Below are 18405 nucleotides of genomic sequence, written 5' to 3' on the forward strand. Positions count from 1 at the left end.
GACGTGGAACCGCCCGGTTGCCTCCGTGACGTCCAAGGACCCCTCCGTACAGGTGATCGCGACGGGGTCGCGGCGACGCCGGGCGGGTGAGGCGGCGGCGGGGTGGCGGCGGGGTGGCGCGTTTATCCGGGGCGGTGCGGGAAACGCGGCAGACGGTGCCGGTGCCGCGCGCCGCCTCTGGAGGCTGCGATGGAGTACGTGGAAGAGCGCCCCTACCGCTTCCGTATCGGCCGCCGGGGAGACATGCGGGTGCCCGGAGTGGTGTTCGCGTCCCGGGAGCTGCTGCGTGACGCGGAGAAGTCCCTGGAACAGGTGGTCAACGTGGCGACGCTGCCGGGCATCGTGGCCGCCTCGTACGCCATGCCCGACATCCACTGGGGCTACGGATTCCCCATCGGGGGAGTCGCCGCCACGGACATCGACAACGGCGGCGTGGTGTCACCCGGCGGCGTCGGCTTCGACATCTCCTGCGGGGTGCGGCTGCTGGCCGCCGACTGCGACCGGCGGGCCCTGGAACCGGTGCTGCGCCCGCTCATGGACGGCCTGGGCCGGGTGATCCCACGCGGTGCCGGACCGGGCGGGGTCTGGCGGCTGGGCGGCCCTGAGCTGGAACGGATACTTCAGGGCGGCTCCCGGTACGCGGTGGAAGAGGGCCACGGCGAGGAACGCGACCTCAGGCGCTGCGAGGACGGCGGGGCCGTCGCCGACGCGGATGCGGACCAAGTGAACGACCGGGCGCGCGAGCGGGGGCTCGGCCAGGTCGGCAGCCTCGGCTCGGGGAACCACTTCCTCGAGGTCCAGCAGGTCGCCGAGATCTACGACGAGGCCGTGGCCGCCGCGTTCGGGCTCGCCGCCGACCAGGTGTGCGTGATGATTCACTGCGGATCGCGCGGACTCGGGCACCAGATCTGCTCGGACCACGTCCGGGTGATGGACAGGGCCATGGCCCGGTACGGGATCGTCGTGCCGGACCGGCAACTGGCCTGCACCCCGGTCGACTCGCCGGAGGGCCGCGCCTACCTGGGGGCGATGGCAGCGGCCGCCAACTACGGCCGCGCCAACCGGCAGCTGCTCTCCCAGGCGGCCCGCCGGGTCTTCCGCCGAGAGGCGGACGCCCGTCTTTCACTGGTGTACGACGTGTCCCACAACCTCGCCAAGGTCGAGACCCACCCGGTGGACGGTGAGCCCCGCAGGCTCTGCGTGCACCGCAAGGGCGCCACCCGGGCCTTCCCGCCCGGACACCCGGAGCTGCCCGGGGACCTGCGCGCGGTGGGCCAGCCGGTACTCATCCCCGGCACCATGGGGACCGCCTCGTACGTCCTCACCGGCGTCCCCGGCGGCGACGCCTTCCACTCCACCTGCCACGGCGCGGGCCGCGTCATGAGCCGCCACCAGGCCGCCCGGACCATCGGCGGCAAGCAGCTTCGGGCGCGGCTGGAGGCGGACGGCATCGCCGTGCGGCCGGTGTCGTGGCGCGGCCTGGCGGAGGAGACCCCGGAGGCGTACAAGGACGTCACCGCGGTCGTGGAGGCGAGCGAGGGTGCGGGCCTGTGCCGGAAGGTGGCCCGCCTGGTCCCGCTCGGCGTGGTCAAGGGCTAGGCCCGGGCCTCGGACGCCGACGACCGTACGGGCCTCAGACGTCGACCGTCACCGAGCACGACCACCCGTAGGCGTCCGGGGCCAGATGAAGCTCGTGCCAGGAAACGGCCTTCGGCACGGCGCCGATGATGGGCACCGAGCTCACGTCCGTCACCGCCATCCGGACGTCCAGCCCGCCGTCCACCGTCTCCACCTCGACGTCCACCGGCACGTCGCCGTGCACCTCCAGCCGGAAGACCACCTCGTCCAGCAGCGCGGCCAGCAGGTCGTCGTCACTGCCCTCGGCCATCTGTACCTGCCGCATGGCGGTCGCCCGGGCCCCCGTAAGGTCCGCGAAGCACTCGACCATCCCGAGCACCGCCTCGACCAGGCACTGCTCGCGGTTGGCGCCCCAGGCCTCGACGCGCACGTCGGCCGTGTGCGGCACCGCCCGGTGCCCGCTCGCCCCGGGGCGGCGGATCCGCATGTCGTCGTCCGTGTCACCGGCCATGCCGATCGCGTGCCCCTCTCGCCCCGCCCGCATGCATCGGAAGCGGCACCGGTTACTCCGCGGCGGGCGGCGCCCCCGTGGGGACGAACGCCTCCGCACCCTCGGCGGCCCCGCCCGCGCCGCACTCGTCCTGCGGCGGATCCTGCGCGAGCAACAGGGTCGCCAGGAGGCTCGCCGAGCGGTTGCTCAGGGCGTCGGCCGCTTCGAGCAGCCGGTGCTGCTGCGCGACGGGCAGCGACAGCGCCACACATCCCGCCCGACCGGCGACGGTGAGCGGGAAGGCGACGCACACCTCGTCGTTGGAGTACTCGAGCAGGTCGAACTGGGCCGCGTGCGGACCGTGGTGGTCGAGAGCCTGGAACAGGTGGCGATGGTCGGTGATGGTGCGCGGTGTCAGAGGCACCGGGCGGCGCCGGTGGAGGTGGTCCATACGCCCCGCGAAATCGAGCTGCGCCAGCAGGCTCTTGCCGACGGCGCTGGCGTGCGCCGCCTCGCGGAAGTCGACCCACTCGTGCACCGCCGGGGTGCCGGGGCCGGCCGCGTACTGGGTGATCCGCACCTCCCCGTCGGTGTAGCGGCTCACGTACACCGCCGCACCCACCCTGTCCCGGAGCTCGGAGAGGACCTCCCGCAGGGCGTTCTCGCGTGCGGTGCCCTCCTGGTCCGCCCATGCGCGAAGGAGCGGACCCGCGGTGAACGTACCGGGCTCCGGGGCGGCCACCAGGCCCTGCTCCATCAGCCAGGCCAGCAGGTGTTCCAGCGCGGACGCGTCCAGGCCCGTGTCGCGCCCGATCTGTACGGCGCTCATCGGTCCCTCCGCGCCGCCGATGGCATGGAGCACGTCCAGCACCCGCATGGCCTGCTGCCATCGCTGAGCCGACTCCCGCGCGGACGGCACGTGCTGGGCGAGGCCGGTCAGGGACGCGGGACGCAGGGGGGCCGGGGTCCACAGCCGACTGCTCCCGGGGCGGCCGGGAACCCACAGCCCACCGGCCGGGGCATGCGCGCCGTCCCGCACCCGAGGCGCACCGGAACCGGCCCCCGCCTCGGCCCCGCCTGCCCGAGGGCGGGCACCGCACGGCGGCGGCACGGCCGGGCGTTCGCTCAGCGAGGACGCGGTGTGCGGCAGGCCGAGGACGGTACGGACCTCGCCCACGAACTCCGGGTCCTGGGCCGGGTTCTCCGCCTCCGCCGCCCCTGCCGCGGTGCCGCACAGCATCGCCCTGGCATCACCGTGACCGTGCCGCGCCGCTTCCGCGACGAGGAACGCGGCATCGTCCCGGCCCTCGTCCCCGAACCGGCGGTGGACGACGACCGCCAGACGGAACAGCGCTCCGGGATGACCCCGCTCGGCGGCCTGCCCCAGCCAGTCCGCCGCGGTGGCCAGCTCGTCGCGGCGCAGGGCTTTGGTCCCCAGCCGGTAGAGGGAGTTCGCCAGGGACCGCTCCGCCTCGGCGGCATCCTCCGAGGCGGGGCCGCCCACGTCGTGCGGCCGGTCCCAGAAGTCCTCCGGCCCTTCCAGCTCCTGCAGCAGTTCGGTGAGCCCGGCCGGAACCGGCGGCTCCGAGCAGTCGCCCCGGGGACCGTCGTACCTGCTCACATCACTCACCTGATTCCCTTTCCGTGCACCGCCGTGTCCTTCCGCCGCTGTGGGCGGCAATGCCGTCGGAGCCTGCGCCGCAGCTCCACGATCGCGTTGTGCCGCTGGACCCTGAGGTTCTCCAGGGATATGTCGAGCACTTCCGCGATCTCCTTGTCCTCCAGCCCCCGGGCCTGCAGTTCGACGATCCGCTTCCGCGACCCGGGCACCATCTCCTCGATGGCGGGCACGACCAACTCGTGCAGCACACGCAGGTCCATGGCCGGCGGCGGCAACCGCCGCTCCTGCAACCGGGCCAGTACGGTGTCCGCCACCAGCACCGTCCGCTCCCGGCGGAACGTGCTGACGGCCAGGTTGTACGCCGCGCCCAGCAGGTAGGCCATCAGGTGCTTGCCCGGTACGGCCCGCCCGGTCAGACACGCGCGGGTCACCCGGAGAAACGCCTCCTGCGCCACGTCCTGGCCCTGGACCAGTGACATGCCGAAGTTCCGGCGCAGGGCGTACGGCGCTCGCTCGATGTACGCCGGATAGATCTCCAGCAGTCGCTGCCCCACGTCCCCCCGCAACCGAAGTGTTTCGCCGGACGGTACGTCGTTCACCACAGGGCGGTCTCCTCGCGACACCCTCCTGGGGCCGGTCGCACCGTCCATACGGTCAGTACGCTTCCGTCGGCCGCCTCGAACCGCACCACCCATGGCACCAGGCACCCGCAAAGCTCCTGCTCCACTCCGTTGCCCGCGCCCGGTGTCCGCCGAGTCAGCCGCCTCCAGGGCCGACGCCGCACGGCGCCCAGCGCGTGCACCGCGCTCAACGCGGCCGTGACCAATCCGACCCACTCCAGGGACGACGTCATGCAAGGGCTCCCGATCTTCCGTAAGAGAGCGCGGCGCGGATTGCGCCGTCACCCATGGACGCCTCGGTGGGCCGGGACATTAACGCGTGATCGCAGAAGGCCGGAGATGTTCGGTCGACGGCGCAGCCTGATCTGTTCCGAGCAGGTTGGGAGCGGAGTCGGACTGGTCGGCCGCCGGGCCGCGGAGCGGGGAGCGTCGTCGTAGACAGGGGTCATGAGCCCGGACGCCCGGGCGGCTCGTGGTCGTGAAGACCGAGGCGCACGCGCACCCGGGCGACCGACACCCGCGGTCGGCGGCGCCCCCTTCAGCCGGACGGCCAGCCGTGCCCCTCCGCGACAGCCCGCCGCCGTCCGTGCGTTTCCGGCACGGCGGTAAGGCCGGTGGGCCGGTAGTGCCGTAGGGCAGCAAGGCGGCAGGGCCGTAAGGCGGTCCGACGGCCGGACGGTCAGGCGTAGTGGCGGTACACCGCCTGGGCCACGCAGGCGGGCTTCTCGCTGCCCTCGACCTCCACCGTGAAGGTCAGTGGCATCTGTACGCCGTTGCCCTTGACCTCCTCCACCGGCCCGACCGCCGCGTGCAGCCGGACCTTGGAGCCGACCGGCACCGGGCTGGGGAAGCGGACCTTGTCCAGGCCGTAGTTGACGCTCATGGAGATGCCGGTGATCTCCAGCAGCTCGTTGAAGAGGGGGATGATCAGGGACAGGGTCAGGTAGCCGTGGGCGATGGGGGCGCCGAAGGGGCCCTCCTTGGCCTTCTCCGGGTCCGTGTGGATCCACTGGTGGTCATCGGTGGCATCGGCGAAGGTGTTCACCCGGTCCTGGGTGATCTCCCGCCATGCGGTGCGGCCGAGGTCGGTCCCGCTCAGGGAGGCCAGTTCGTCGAGGCCGTGGGCTGTTGTGGGCATGGGAGTTCCTTAGGGGGTGGGAGAGTTCCGGGAACCTAGGAGTGGTCCGGGGCCGCCGGGCGACCGGCGTAGGTGGCGCGCACGGCGGGTTTGACGATCTTTCCGGTGGCCGTACGGGGAAGGGCGTCGGCGAAGACGACCGACTTCGGGATCTTGTACTTGGCCAGCCTGCCGTGCAGATGGTTCAGGACGTCCTGCGCGTCGGTGGCGACGGTGGCGTCGGCCGTGGGCCTGAGGACGACCACCGCGCGGCCGACCTCGCCCCAGACCTCGTCGGCCACGCCGATGACCGCGCACTCGTCGACGGCGGGGTGGCTCAGGATCGCGTCCTCGACCTCGGCCGGGTAGACGTTCTCCCCGCCCGAGACGAACATGTCCTTCACCCGGTCGACGATGTAGGCGTACCCGTCCGCGTCCGTCCTCGCGACGTCGCCCGTGCGCAGCCAGCCGCCGTCGGTGAAGGCGGCCGCCGTGTCCTCGGGCCGGCCCCAGTATCCGGACATGACGTTGGGGCCGCTGACGAGGATCTCGCCGCGCTCGCCCGGTGCGGCGTCACGGCCGTCGGGCAGCACCACGCGGGTGTCGGTGAAGAAGTGCGGTACGCCCGCCGAGCCGGCCTTGGCGGAGGCCTGTTCCCGGTCCAGGTAGAGGACCCCCGGGGAGGCCTCGGTCATGCCGTAGCCCTGACTGAAGGCCAGACCGCGGTCGAGGTAGGCGGCGATGGTGCGGGCCGGGACGGGCGCGCCGCCGCAGTTGAGCGTGCGCAGGCTGGACAGGTCGGTGTCCGCCCAGCGGGAGCTCGCGGCCATGGCGTCGTACATGGTGGGAACGCCGAACATGTACGTCACGCGCCGGCTCTCGACGAGTTCCAGGACGCGGGCGGGGTCGAAGGCGCCGAGGAGCACCACGCGGCCGCCCTTGAGGAGTGTCGGCAGGCAGGTCATGTTCAGCCCGGCCGTGTGGAACAGCGGGGCGGCGACCAGGGTGACCTCGTCACCGGCGAGGTCGGTGTCCACGAGGACGTTGACGCTGTTCCAGATGATGTTGGCGTGGGAGAGGACGGCGCCCTTGGGGCGCCCCGTGGTGCCGGAGGTGTACATGATCAGGCATGGGTCGTCGGGGGTGACGGTCTCGTCCAGCGGCCCGGTTCCGCCGCCCGCGAGCAGTTCCTCGTAGTGGAGGACACCGGCCGCGGGCGCGCCCAGGGTGACGCGGTGGCGTACGCCCGCTTCCGCGGCGGCCGCGCCGGCGACCTCGGCCGATTCCGGAGCGTACGAGCACGGTGCTTCCCGAGTCGGACAGGTTGTACGCCAACTCCGGCGCCGCAAGGCGGGTGTTGAGCGGTACGAACACCGCTCCCAGCGCACCGGCCGCGAACAGTGTTTCCAGGAATGCCGGGTGATTGGGGCCCAGGTAGGCGATCCGGTCGCCCCGGCCCGCACCCAGGGCACGCAGGGCGTGGGCCAGCCGGAGCACTCGCTGGTGCAGGTCGTGGTAGGTCGACGAACGGTCCTCGTGGACGACGGCGATCCGGTTCGGGGTCTTGCGGGCCCGGCGGGCCGGCCAGGAGCCGATGCCCTGGTTCAACACGGCGCCTCCCTTCAGTCCTTGAGCAGGCCGAGCAGGCGGGCGGCGTTGTCCTTGAGGATCCTCGGCCGGACCTCCGGCCTGATGTCCAGCTTCTCGAAATCGGCGAGCCACCGGTCGGGGGTGATGACCGGGTAGTCGGAGCCGAAGAGGACCTTGTCCTTGAGCAGGGTGTTGGCGTACCGCACCAGCTGCGGCGGGAAGTACTTCGGCGACCAGCCGGACAGGTCGATGTACACGAACGGCTTGTGGGTGGCGACCGCCAGCGCCTCGTCCTGCCAGGGGAAGGACGGATGGGCCAGGATGATCCGCAGCTCGGGGAAGTCCACGGCGACGTCGTCCACGAGCATGGGGTCGGAGTACTTCAGCCGGATGCCGCCGCCCCCGGGGACGCCCGCGCCGATGCCGGTCTGCCCGGTGTGGAACAGGGCCGGGACGCCGAGTTCCTCGATCGCCTCGTACAGCGGATAGGCGAGTCGGTCGTCGGGGGAGAACGCCTGGATGCTGGGGTGGAACTTGAAGCCGCGCACTCCGTACTCCTCCACCAGACGCCGGGCTTCCCGCACGCCCGCCCGGCCCTTGTGGGGGTCGACGCTCGCGAAGGGGATGAGCACGTCGGCGTGGGCGGCGCAGCTTTCGGCGATCTCCTCGTTGGATATGCGCGGATGCCCGGTGGCGTGCTCGGCGTCCACGGTGAACACCACGGCGGCCATGCGGCGTTCGCGGTAGTGGGAGGCCATCTCGTCGATGGTCGGCTTCCGGTGTCCGTGGGCCTTGAAGTACTCCTCGGAGGCGCCGAACAGTTCGGGGCTCAAGGACCCGTGACCGTCCTTGGACACCTCCGCATGGGTGTGCACGTCGATGGCGGTCAGCTGCGCGAGGTCGAGCGCGAGGTCGCCCATGTCAGGCCTCCGGTGCCTGGGGAGCCGGGATGCCGTACGTCTCGGGCTCGGCGCCGACGCCTTCGTACCACTCCGCGGCGATCGCCTCCGCGCTCCAGCCACCGTCGGCGAAGGCGACCGCCTTCTCCTTGGGGTGCGCCCACAACGCCAGCCGGTCCCCACCGATGCCGATGGCCTGCCCGGTGACGCCCTTGGAGGCGTCGGAGGCGAGGAAGGTGATCAGCCCGGCGACGTCGTCGACCGTGCCCAGGCCTTCGTCCCTGCGCAGCCAGTCGGGCAGTGGCTCGCCGGTGCGCTCGGCTTCGGCGATGACCGGCGCGAAGGCCGGGACGGTCTTGGTCATCTCGGTGGCCGCGACCGGAACGACGGCGTTGACCGTGATGTCGGCCCTGGCCAGCTCCATGGCCCAGGTCCGCGCCATGGCGACCACGCCCGCCTTGGCCGCGGCGTAGTTGGTCTGGCCGAAGTTGCCCCGCTGCCCGGCCGGGGAGGAGATGAGGATGAGACGGCCGCCTGTCCCCTGCTCGCGCATCCGCACCGCGGCCGCCCGGGCGCAGGTGAAGGTGCCGCGGAGGTGAACCCCTGTCACGGCGTCGAAGTCCTCGTCGGTCATCTTCCACAGCACGCGGTCGCGCAGGATGCCCGCGTTGGTGACGAGCACGTCCAGGCGTCCGAATTCGCGTACGGCCGTGTCCACCAGCTGGTCGGCCGCCGCGCTGCCGCCGACCGCGGCGACGACACCGGTGGCCCTGCCGCCCGCGGAGGTGATGGTGCCGACCGCGGCGTCGACCACCGCGCGGTCGATGTCGTTGACGACGACCGAGGCCCCGGCGGCGGCGAGGGCCTGGGCGTAACCGAGTCCCAGCCCGCGTCCGCTTCCGGTCACGACGGCGACTTTCCCGTGGAGATCCATCTGCGCACCTCACTACTCGACGATCGACAGGAATCCTGATGGTTCGGAGTGTGCTGATTATCAGGATTCCTGTCAATGGCCTAGGCTGGTGCAGCACCGGAGAGTGGCCGGCAATGCGGGGAGGCGTGACGTGGGGGCGGATGTGAAGCCTGTGGCGGACGGCGGGGCGAGCAGGGGCCCCTCGCTGCTCTATCTGGTCAAGCGGACCGAACTGGTGGTTCGCGCACGTCTCGAAGAACTGCTCAAGCCCGCCGGGATCACGGCGTTGCAGTACACGGCGCTCACCGTCCTGGAGCGGCACGACGGGCTGTCCGCCGCGCAGCTGGCCCGGGACTCCTTCGTCACGGCCCAGTCCATGGCCGACATGGTCCGCACCCTGGAGGGCCGCGGCCTGATCCGCCGTGAACCCAACCCCCGCAACCGGCGCGAGAAGGTCGTCCTGCTCACCGACGCCGGCCGCGGTGTGCTGGCCGAGTACGCCGAACCCGCGCGGCGGCTCGAAGAACGCATGGTCCGGGACCTCGGCGCGGAGGGAGCCGAGCTGTTCCGCGACTCCCTCAACCGCGCGTACCGGGCCCTGTCCTGATCCCGGTCCCGCGCGGGCGGTGCGGGGGCCCTATCGCACCGCGTACATGCGGATGGCGACGACGTCGTCGCCCACGGGGCGGGCGAGTCCCACGAACACCGTCTCGGCGAGCCAACGGTGCGCGGGCGCGTCCGTCCTGAAGGCCGGTGAGGTGCGGTAGTAGTGGCCCGCTTCCGAGACCTGGAGGTCGCCGTCGTACTGGTCCGGGCTGTCGGGCCTGGGCCGGTAGTAGCCCCGGTTGACGATGTCGATCACCGCGCCGTCATCGGCCTGGATCAAGTAGCGCGCGTCGAGCTCGCAGACCTCGCCCCGGGTGCTGCTCCAGTCGCCGCCGCCCGCCAGCACCTTTCCGCGCAACAGCGGCCCTTCCACACTGCCTCCGACGATGGGGGTGAACTCGGTGGTCTCTCCCTCGCCGTGGCCGATGTGGAGCGTCGGTGCGATCTCGGCCCGGATCTCGAAGGCGTAGGTGAGGGCGGGTGTGAAAGGCACGGTGTGACTCCGTTTCCGTGGGTGGGATGTGGCGTACGCCAAGGGGGCGACGGTCCGGTGCGCAGAGGCGCGCAGACCGGCAAGGGGGGGTGGCGAGCACAGCGGGTGCCGCTCCGTACGACAGCGACGGCGGCGTGCGGTGCCGTGCCGTGGGGGAGGGTGCTGTCGCCACCGGTCGGGCCGCGCGGTGGGCTGCTCGATGCGCGGCGCGGCGGTACGGAGCGAGAAGCTACCCCCCTCGGGCGGTTGTGTCACCCCCGGTCCGGGTCCCGTCGCCGGATCACCGCGAAGACGGCGCCAGGGTCTTGACTCGTTCGCCCGCCTGATGCAAGCGTGACGTGCAACAGCGTTATATGACGTTCGTTTATCAAGGCTTGCCGCCACCCCCGCGCCTCGACGGCGAGCGCTCCTCCCCCCTTCCTCCGCCTCGGCAAGGAGCATCAGCCATGGCCGCAAGAAGACACGTGCTGACGGTGCTCATCAGCGTGGGTGCGCTGGTCACCACGTCCTGCACCGCCACCTCGACCTCCCACGGGGGCAACGGCACACCCCGGCCCGCACGGCTGACCACCACCACCCCGCCCGGCACCGGCACCGTGGACCGCGTCACCTGGGCACTGCCGTACGGAGAGCCGACGACACTGGACCCGGCGAAGACCGGTGACTACTCGCCCCAGACGGTCGGAGCGAACCTCTGCGACACCCTGACGCGGATGAACGCGGACTTCTCCCTGAGCCCGGGCCTCGCCCGGAAGACCACCTGGACCGACACCCGCACCCTGGTCCTCGACCTCCGGCCGGATGTGCGGTTCTGGGACGGTTCCCGGATGACACCGCAGGACGTGGTCCACAGCCTCGAACGGCAGACCGACCCGAAGACCCAGGCGCTGTACGGGCACTACCTCGCCGGGGTGACGTCGATCAAGGTCACCGGGCCGAACCAGGTGACACTGCGTACCAAGACGTACGACCAGAGCCTGCCCAAGGCGCTGGCGACGTCCTTCGGCGCGGTCAGTCAGAAGGCCTACACCGAGAAGGCCGGCGCGGCCTACGGCACCGCCAAGGGCGGACTGATGTGCACCGGACCGTTCAAGCCGGCCTCATGGAAGTCCGGCCACAGCATCACCCTCGAACGCAACGACAGCTACTGGGACGCCCGGCTCAAGCCGAAGGCCGACGAACTGGTCTTCACATTCATCACCAACAGCAACACGCTGACCAGCGCCCTTCTCTCCGGTGACGTGGACGGCACCTACGAGCTGCCACCCAGCAGCGGCACCGCGCTCGCCAGGGCCGGCAACGGCACCACCTTCCTCGGTCCGTCCACCCAGAACGTCCTGCTGGTCCCCGGCAGCGCGACGTCGCCCGCCGCGGACCGCCGGCTGCTGGACGCCCTGTCGCTCGCCCTGGACAGGGACGCACTCATCACGAACGTGTTCGGCGGCGACGCCACCACCCTCAAGTCGCTCGTCCCGCCACTCACCTGGAGCGGCGACCGGGCCGCCGACCGGTTCGACGCCGCCTACAAGGCGCTGCCCGACGCACCGAAGCCGGACCTGGAGCGGGCAGGGAAGCTGATGGACCAGGTGGGCCCCGTGTCGCAGCCCCTGGTGGCGGCGATCCCCGCGGGCGACCAGAAGGGCCTGCAGATCCTGACGTTCCTCCAGGCCGCCGCCAAGAAGCTCGGAGTGGGGATACGGATACGGCAGCTCCAGCCCACCGAGATGTCCTCCCTGTTCTACGACCCCTCCGTCCGGCAGGGCATCGACCTGGTCCTCACCTTCGGGTACGTCGCCGCGCCCGACCCGGCGGCCTACGTGTCCGAAATGGTGACCCCCCGCGGACTGTTCAACTGGACCGGCTACGACAATCCCGAGGTCACCCGGCTGCTCCAGCAGGCCCGCACGACCTCGGACCCGGACGCCGCGGCCAAGGCCTACACCGAAGCACAGGCACTCTTCACCCCCACCGTCCCGGTGATCTACCTCGCCACCACCCACGAACGGATGTTCATGAACAAGCGCATCAGCGGCGCGCCCACGTCCTTCGCCTATATGGGGATGCCCTGGGCCGCCCACCTCGGCGGCACCGAGAAGTGACCCACGGCCGACTCGGCCCGCTTCGCCCACTCCGCCACTCCGACCCCTCACGCATCAGGAGACAACGATGACCGACACCCCGGGCGAGAAGCCACTGTGGGACCACTCGGCCGCCGAACTGGCAGCAGGCATCCGCGACAAGGCCTTCACCGCGACCGAGGTGGCCGAGGCGTTCCTGCGCCGGATCGACGCAACCAACCCGGCCCTCAACGCCCTCGTGGACGTACGCCCCGAAGAGGCACTCGCGCAGGCCGCGGCGGCCGACGCCACGCTCGCCGCCGGCAAGCCCGCAGGGCCGCTGCACGGCGTCCCGGTCTCCACGAAGATCAACACCTCGCAGCGGGGGTACGCCAGCTCGCACGGCATCCCGGCCTGGGCCGACGCCGTCGCCACCGACGACGCCGCATGCGTCGCCGCACTGCGCCGCGCGGGCGCCAACCTCATGGGCCGCAGCAACAGCCCCGCCTTCGCCGTGCGCTGGTTCACCGGCAACGACCTGCACGGCAGGACGCTCAACCCGTGGAGCACCGCCCACACCCCGGGAGGCTCATCGGGCGGCGCGGCCGCCGCGGTCGCGTCCGGGATGGTGCCGATCGCCCAGGGCAATGACATCGGCGGTTCCATCAGGTTCCCGGCCTACTGCTGCGGAGCGGTCGGCCTGCGGCCCACGGTGGGTCTCGTCTCCGCCACGGAGCCTGCCGGGGGAGGGGAGTTCGACGCCCCGATGTCCTTCCAGACCATGGCGGTGCACGGACCGCTGGGCTGGACCGTCGACGACGTCCGCCTGGCGCTCGACGCCATGGTGACACCCGACCTGCTCGACCCGGTCGGCCTTCCCGCGCGCCCGCCGCTCGGGGAGCCCCGCCCGGTGAAGGTCGCCGTCGTCCGAGACGTCGGACTGGCCAAGCCCCACCCCGCGGTGGAAGCGGCCATCGACAGCGCCGCCGCATGGCTGACCGAAGCGGGCTACGAGGTCGAAGAGGTGGAACTGCCGCTGCTGGCCGAGGCGGCCCGGCTGTGGTCGCTGCTGCTCTACGAGGAGCTGCGCACGATGATGCCGGAGATCGAACGGTTCGGTGACGACACCGTACGGCTCTCGCTCGCCTCCTCCTTCGCGGCCGCCGCCGAGACCTGGGGCGAGCGCCCCACGCTGGACGCCTACATCAAGGGCTACGCGCGGCGCGGCACCCTCATCACCCGGCTCCAGCAGTACCTGGGTGACGAGCGGATCCTGCTGACGCCCGTGTCGGCGGAACCCCCGTTCGAACAGGACGCGGACCTGGCCGGCGACAGCCGCGTACGCGAACTCCTCGCCGCCCAGTGGCCCATGCAGGCGGTCCCCGTGCTCGGGTTCCCGGCGATGGCGGTACCGACGGGCACCAGGGACGGGCTCCCCTCCGGCGTCCAGCTCATCGGCGGACGCTTCCGCGAGAACCTGCTGCTCCATGCGGCCACGGCCCACCGCGCGGAACTTCCACTCCGCGCCGTTGCGGTACAGCTCGCCGAAGACCATGGCCGTCTCCGTCGAGGCGTCCTCGCTCAGGTCGTAGCGGGCGATCTCCGCGCCGCCGGCCTGGTTCACGACGCGGATGAACGCGTTGCGGACCTGGCCGAAGGACTGCTGGCGGGTCTCGGCGTCGTAGATCGACACCGGGAAAACGATCTTGGCGACGTCGGCCGGGACGTTGGCGAGGTCGACCTTGACCTGCTCGTCGTCGCCCTCGCCCTCACCGGTGAGGTTGTCGCCGGTGTGCTCGACCGAGCCGTCCGCGCTCTTCAGGTTGTTGAAGAACACGAAGTCCTGGTCGTTGCGGACCTTGCCCTCGGCGTTGACCAGAATGGCGCTGGCGTCGAGGTCGAAGTCCGTTCCGGTGGTGGTGCGGACGTCCCAGCCCAGACCGACGGTGACTGCCGTCAGGCCCGGGGCCTCCTTGGTCAGCGAGACGTTGCCGCCCTTGCTGAGGCTGACTCCCACGAGTCCCTCCATTGGTTTTCAGGGGCAGCGCCCCCATCGTGCGTTGGCATCGGATCAACGACTGGATCCTAGTGACCGGTTCCCGTCATGAGCAGGCACTTGCGCCGAAGATTCAGAGGGTGTCGAGCGCCGCGACGTACTCGTTCAGGTCGCGGGCGTCCGGCAGGCCGTTGACGACCGTCCAGCGGACGACGCCTTCCTTGTCGATGATGAAGGTGCCGCGCACCGCGCAGCCCTTCTCCTCGTCGAAGACGCCGTACGCGCGCGAGACCTCGCCGTGCGGCCAGAAGTCCGACAGCAGCGGGTACTCCAGGGCCTCCTGCTCGGCGAAGACGCGCAGCGTGTGGATCGAGTCGTTGGAGACGGCGAGGAGCTGGGTGTCGTCGTTGACGAACTTCGGCAGCTCGTCGCGGAGCGCGCACAGCTCGCCCGTGCAGACACCGGTGAAGGCGAAGGGGTAGAAGAGGAGCACGACGTTCTTCTCACCGCGGAAGTCCGCGAGCGACACGGTACGTCCGTGGTTGTCCTTCAGCTCGAAGTCCGGGGCCTTGGTGCCGACCTGGACAGGCGCGGTCGTCTCGATCGTGTCGATCGCCATGACAGCAAGCATTCCCTTCGCTGGGTTCCCCTGGGGTCTCGTGGGGTCCCACCCTACGCAAAGGGCCCCCGCCGACGGATGTCGCGGGGGCCCTGGTGGCCTTGGGCCGGCGGGGGAACGGACTCAGCGCTTGCCGGTCTTGGCCGCCTTCGGCGTGACCAGGCGGCTGCCGGTCCAGTCCTTGCCCGCGTTGATGCTCCGGGTCTGCGAGAGGCCGGCGGTCTGGGCGGCCTCGTTGATGTCGCTGGGCTCGATGTAACCGTCACGGCCGGTCTTGGGCGTCAGGAGCAAGATCTCCCCGCCCTCGTCGACCAGACCGATGGCGTCCACCAGCGCGTCCGTGAGGTCGCCGTCGTCATCGCGGAACCACAGCAGCACGACGTCGGCGACGTCGTCGTAGTCCTCGTCAAAGAGCTCCTGGCCGATGACGGCCTCAATTGCCTCACGGAGCTCCTGCTCGACGTCGTCGTCGTAGCCGATCTCCTGGACCACCTGTCCGGGCTCGAACCCCAGCTTTGCCGCCGGGTTGGTCCGCTCCTCCGCGTGGTCCGCGGTCGCGCTCACGGCTTGCCTCCTGATCGTTTTTTGGGAAGTGCTTCGGCCGCGCGCGTACGCGTGGCATTGGGCGTAGTCCACACGTGCGGGGCGGATCGCGCAAGTACCCGGCGATCGAGACCGTCGAAACGGTGACTTTTGGGGCCGTCTCGCCGCAACTCCAGGCAGCTTCCCGCCCGCGCCCGTGATACACACCACGGCTCTTGACCCACTTTATTCGCTTCTACTCCTTCCGTGCGCCCGTGGTGGACGAACGGCCGATCGGAACACATGGTCGGGTTGGGCGTAAGGTTGCGATTTGACCAGCGTCTTCCGGTGACCCGGGCCCGGATACGGCGACCCGTGGGGGTTACCCCTCGGTAAAGATGACGTTTACGGCCTCGGGGTACACGATGGTGGCGGCGCGACCGCACTGCTGACACTCCCCTCCCCGTAGGCTCCACCGAACAGAAGGAACAGCGTGGCTTCCGGATCCGATCGCAACCCGATCATCATTGGCGGCCTTCCCAGCCAGGTCCCGGATTTCGATCCCGAAGAGACCCAGGAATGGCTCGACTCCCTCGACGCCGCCGTGGACGAGCGCGGCCGCGAGCGGGCCCGCTACCTGATGCTCCGCCTGATCGAGCGGGCCCGCGAGAAGCGCGTGGCCGTGCCCGAGATGCGCAGCACGGACTACGTCAACACCATCGCCACCAGGGACGAGCCGTTCTTCCCCGGCAACGAGGAGATCGAGCGCAAGGTACTGAACGCCACGCGCTGGAACGCGGCCGTGATGGTGTCGCGCGCGCAGCGCCCCGGTATCGGTGTCGGCGGCCACATCGCCACGTTCGCCTCCTCCGCGTCCCTGTACGACGTGGGCTTCAACCACTTCTTCCGTGGCAAGGACGAGGGCGACGGCGGCGACCAGATCTTCTTCCAGGGCCACGCGTCCCCCGGCGTCTACGCACGCGCGTTCATGCTGGACCGGCTGACCGAGGCACAGCTCGACGGCTTCCGGCAGGAGAAGTCGAAGTTCCCGAACGGGCTGTCGTCCTATCCGCACCCGCGGCTGATGCCGGACTTCTGGGAGTTCCCGACCGTCTCCATGGGCCTCGGCCCGATCGGTGCGATCTACCAAGCGCGCATGAACCGCTACATGGAGGCGCGCGGCATCGCCGACACCTCCAAGTCGCACGTGTGGGCGTTCCTCGGCGACGGCGAGATGGACGAGCCGGAGTCGCTCGGCCAGCTGTCGATCGCGGCCCGGGAGGGCCTCGACAACCTGACCTTCGTCGTCAACTGCAACCTGCAGCGGCTCGACGGGCCGGTGCGCGGCAACGGCAAGATCATCCAGGAGCTGGAGTCGCAGTTCCGCGGCGCCGGCTGGAACGTGATCAAGCTGGTCTGGGACCGCTCCTGGGACCCGCTGCTGGCCCAGGACCGCGACGGCATCCTGGTCAACAAGCTGAACACCACGCCCGACGGTCAGTTCCAGACGTACGCGACGGAGACCGGCGCGTACATCCGTGAGCACTTCTTCGGTGACGACCACCGGCTGCGGGCCATGGTCGAGAACATGACCGACGACCAGATCCTGCACCTGGGACGCGGCGGTCACGACCACAAGAAGATCTTCGCGGCGTACAAGGCGGCGGTCGAGCACCAGGGCCAGCCGACCGTGATCCTCGCGCAGACGGTCAAGGGCTGGACGCTCGGCCCCAACTTCGAGGGCCGCAACGCGACGCACCAGATGAAGAAGCTGACGGTCGACGACCTGAAGCGCTTCCGCGACCGCCTGCACCTGCCGATCTCCGACAAGCAGCTCGAGGACGGCGTGCCGCCGTACTACCACCCGGGCCGCGACTCGGAGGAGATCCAGTACATGCACGACCGCCGCAAGGCGCTGGGCGGGTACGTCCCGACCCGGGTCGTGCGGGCGAAGCCCCTCGCGCTGCCGGACGACAAGACGTACGCGGCGGTCAAGAAGGGTTCGGGACAGCAGTCGATCGCCACGACGATGGCGTTCGTGCGGCTGCTGAAGGACCTGATGCGGGACAAGGAGATCGGCAAGCGGTTCGTGCTGATCGCGCCGGACGAGTACCGCACGTTCGGTATGGACTCGTTCTTCCCGAGCGCCAAGATCTACAACCCGCTGGGCCAGCAGTACGAGGCCGTGGACCGTGAGCTGCTGCTCGCGTACAAGGAGTCGCCGACCGGGCAGATGCTGCACGACGGCATCTCGGAGGCGGGCTGCACGGCGTCCCTGATCGCGGCCGGTTCGGCGTACGCGACGCACGGCGAGCCGCTGATCCCGGTGTACGTCTTCTACTCGATGTTCGGTTTCCAGCGGACCGGCGACCAGTTCTGGCAGATGGCCGACCAGCTGTCGCGTGGTTTCGTGCTGGGTGCGACCGCCGGCCGTACGACGCTGACCGGTGAGGGCCTCCAGCACGCGGACGGCCACTCGCAGCTGCTCGCCTCGACGAACCCGGCCTGTGTCGCGTACGACCCGGCCTTCGGCTTTGAGATCGCGCACATCGTCAAGGACGGTCTGCGCCGGATGTACGGCGAGAACGCCGAGGACGTCTTCTACTACCTCACCGTCTACAACGAGCCGATCCAGCACCCGGCCGAGCCCGCGGACGTCGACGTGGACGGCATCCTCAAGGGCCTGTACCGCTTCAGCGCCGGCCAGGCGGGGGCGATCCCCGCGCAGATCATGGCGTCCGGTGTGGCCGTCCCGTGGGCGGTGGAGGCGCAGCGGATCCTCGCCGACGAGTGGAACGTACGCGCCGACGTGTGGTCGGCCACCTCCTGGAACGAGCTGCGCCGCGACGCCGTGGCGGTGGACGAGCACAACCTGCTCCACCCGGAGGAGGAGCAGCAGGTTCCGTATGTGACGCGGAAGCTCTCGGGTGCGGAGGGTCCGTTCGTGGCCGTCTCCGACTGGATGCGGTCGGTTCCGGACCAGATCTCACGCTGGGTGCCGGGGACGTACACCTCCCTGGGTGCGGACGGCTTCGGTTTCGCGGACACGCGTGGTGCGGCGCGGCGCTACTTCCACATCGACGCGCAGTCGATCGTGCTGGCGGTGCTGACGGAGCTGGCCCGGGAGGGCAAGGTGGACCGCTCGGTGCTGAAGCAGGCCGTGGACCGCTACCAGCTGCTGGACGTGTCGGCGGCCGACCCGGGCGCCGCGGGAGGCGACGCCTAGGCGTTGCCCGCCCGGCGGCGCGGCTTCACCGGTGGGGCGTGCGGGGCGTGCGGGGATT

Annotated in this window: 13 protein-coding genes and 3 pseudogenes; 5 read left to right on the forward strand and 11 right to left on the reverse strand. The window is 70.7% G+C overall.

Going from position 1 to position 18405, the window contains the following annotated elements; translation table 11 throughout:
• Positions 1–189: 189 nt before the first annotated feature.
• Positions 190–1599, forward strand: a complete 1410-nt coding sequence (locus ABT360_RS25695; protein ID WP_351820995.1) for an RtcB family protein — start codon at positions 190–192, stop codon at positions 1597–1599.
• 34 nt (positions 1600–1633) lie between these two features.
• Here the strand turns inward: ABT360_RS25695 and ABT360_RS25700 are convergent, their stop codons facing one another.
• From ABT360_RS25700 to ABT360_RS25730, 7 genes and pseudogenes are all read right to left on the reverse strand, one after another.
• Entirely contained in the window at positions 1634–2089 is a 456-nt protein-coding gene (locus ABT360_RS25700) for an archease (protein ID WP_351820998.1), read from the reverse strand.
• A gap of 52 nt (positions 2090–2141) precedes the next feature.
• Positions 2142–3689 carry an IclR family transcriptional regulator domain-containing protein gene (locus ABT360_RS25705; protein ID WP_351821001.1) on the reverse strand — a complete coding sequence of 516 codons (1548 nt, stop codon included), beginning with the start codon at positions 3687–3689 and terminating at the stop codon, positions 2142–2144.
• 5 nt (positions 3690–3694) lie between these two features.
• Positions 3695–4288, reverse strand: a complete 594-nt coding sequence (locus ABT360_RS25710; protein WP_351821004.1) for an RNA polymerase sigma factor — start codon at positions 4286–4288, stop codon at positions 3695–3697.
• Positions 4289–4988: 700 nt separating this feature from the next.
• Positions 4989–5447, reverse strand: coding sequence for a MaoC family dehydratase (locus ABT360_RS25715; protein WP_351821007.1), 459 nt, complete (start codon positions 5445–5447; stop codon positions 4989–4991).
• A 35-nt stretch (positions 5448–5482) separates the two neighbouring features.
• Positions 5483–7037, reverse strand: a pseudogene (locus ABT360_RS25720) (acyl-CoA synthetase).
• Positions 7038–7048: 11 nt separating this feature from the next.
• Positions 7049–7936, reverse strand: a complete 888-nt coding sequence (locus ABT360_RS25725; RefSeq protein ID WP_351821010.1) for an amidohydrolase family protein — start codon at positions 7934–7936, stop codon at positions 7049–7051.
• Position 7937: 1 nt separating this feature from the next.
• Positions 7938–8849, reverse strand: coding sequence for an SDR family oxidoreductase (locus ABT360_RS25730; RefSeq protein ID WP_351821013.1), 912 nt, complete (start codon positions 8847–8849; stop codon positions 7938–7940).
• 130 nt (positions 8850–8979) lie between these two features.
• Here ABT360_RS25730 and ABT360_RS25735 point away from each other — a divergent pair, with 130 nt between their 5' ends.
• A complete protein-coding gene (locus tag ABT360_RS25735) occupies positions 8980–9435 on the forward strand; it encodes a MarR family winged helix-turn-helix transcriptional regulator (protein WP_351821016.1) in 456 nt (151 codons plus the stop codon).
• 30 nt (positions 9436–9465) lie between these two features.
• On the opposite strand, the gene ABT360_RS25740 is transcribed toward ABT360_RS25735, so the two are convergent.
• Entirely contained in the window at positions 9466–9927 is a 462-nt protein-coding gene (locus ABT360_RS25740; protein WP_351821019.1) for a DUF3237 domain-containing protein, read from the reverse strand.
• Between the two features lie 446 nt (positions 9928–10373).
• Here ABT360_RS25740 and ABT360_RS25745 point away from each other — a divergent pair, with 446 nt between their 5' ends.
• Positions 10374–12026, forward strand: a complete 1653-nt coding sequence (locus ABT360_RS25745) for an ABC transporter substrate-binding protein (RefSeq protein ID WP_351821022.1) — start codon at positions 10374–10376, stop codon at positions 12024–12026.
• 67 nt (positions 12027–12093) lie between these two features.
• A pseudogene (locus tag ABT360_RS25750) lies at positions 12094–13431 on the forward strand (amidase); the annotation flags it as partial.
• A gap of 45 nt (positions 13432–13476) precedes the next feature.
• Here the strand turns inward: ABT360_RS25750 and ABT360_RS25755 are convergent.
• From ABT360_RS25755 to ABT360_RS25765, 3 genes and pseudogenes are all read right to left on the reverse strand, one after another.
• Positions 13477–14001, reverse strand: a pseudogene (locus tag ABT360_RS25755) (TerD family protein); the annotation flags it as partial.
• A gap of 112 nt (positions 14002–14113) precedes the next feature.
• Positions 14114–14599, reverse strand: coding sequence for a peroxiredoxin (locus ABT360_RS25760; RefSeq protein ID WP_351821025.1), 486 nt, complete (start codon positions 14597–14599; stop codon positions 14114–14116).
• A 123-nt stretch (positions 14600–14722) separates the two neighbouring features.
• On the reverse strand, positions 14723–15163 hold the full coding sequence (locus ABT360_RS25765; RefSeq protein ID WP_351821028.1) for a DUF3052 domain-containing protein: 441 nt from the start codon (positions 15161–15163) through the stop codon (positions 14723–14725).
• A gap of 451 nt (positions 15164–15614) precedes the next feature.
• On the opposite strand from ABT360_RS25765, the gene aceE reads away from it, so the two are divergent.
• The gene (gene aceE / locus ABT360_RS25770; RefSeq protein ID WP_351821031.1) at positions 15615–18347 is read left to right on the forward strand and encodes a pyruvate dehydrogenase (acetyl-transferring), homodimeric type; all 2733 of its coding nucleotides are present in this window, start codon (positions 15615–15617) and stop codon (positions 18345–18347) included.
• Positions 18348–18405: the final 58 nt, after the last annotated feature.

This window comes from Streptomyces sp. NPDC000229, assembly GCF_040300825.1.
Classification (GTDB): domain Bacteria; phylum Actinomycetota; class Actinomycetes; order Streptomycetales; family Streptomycetaceae; genus Streptomyces.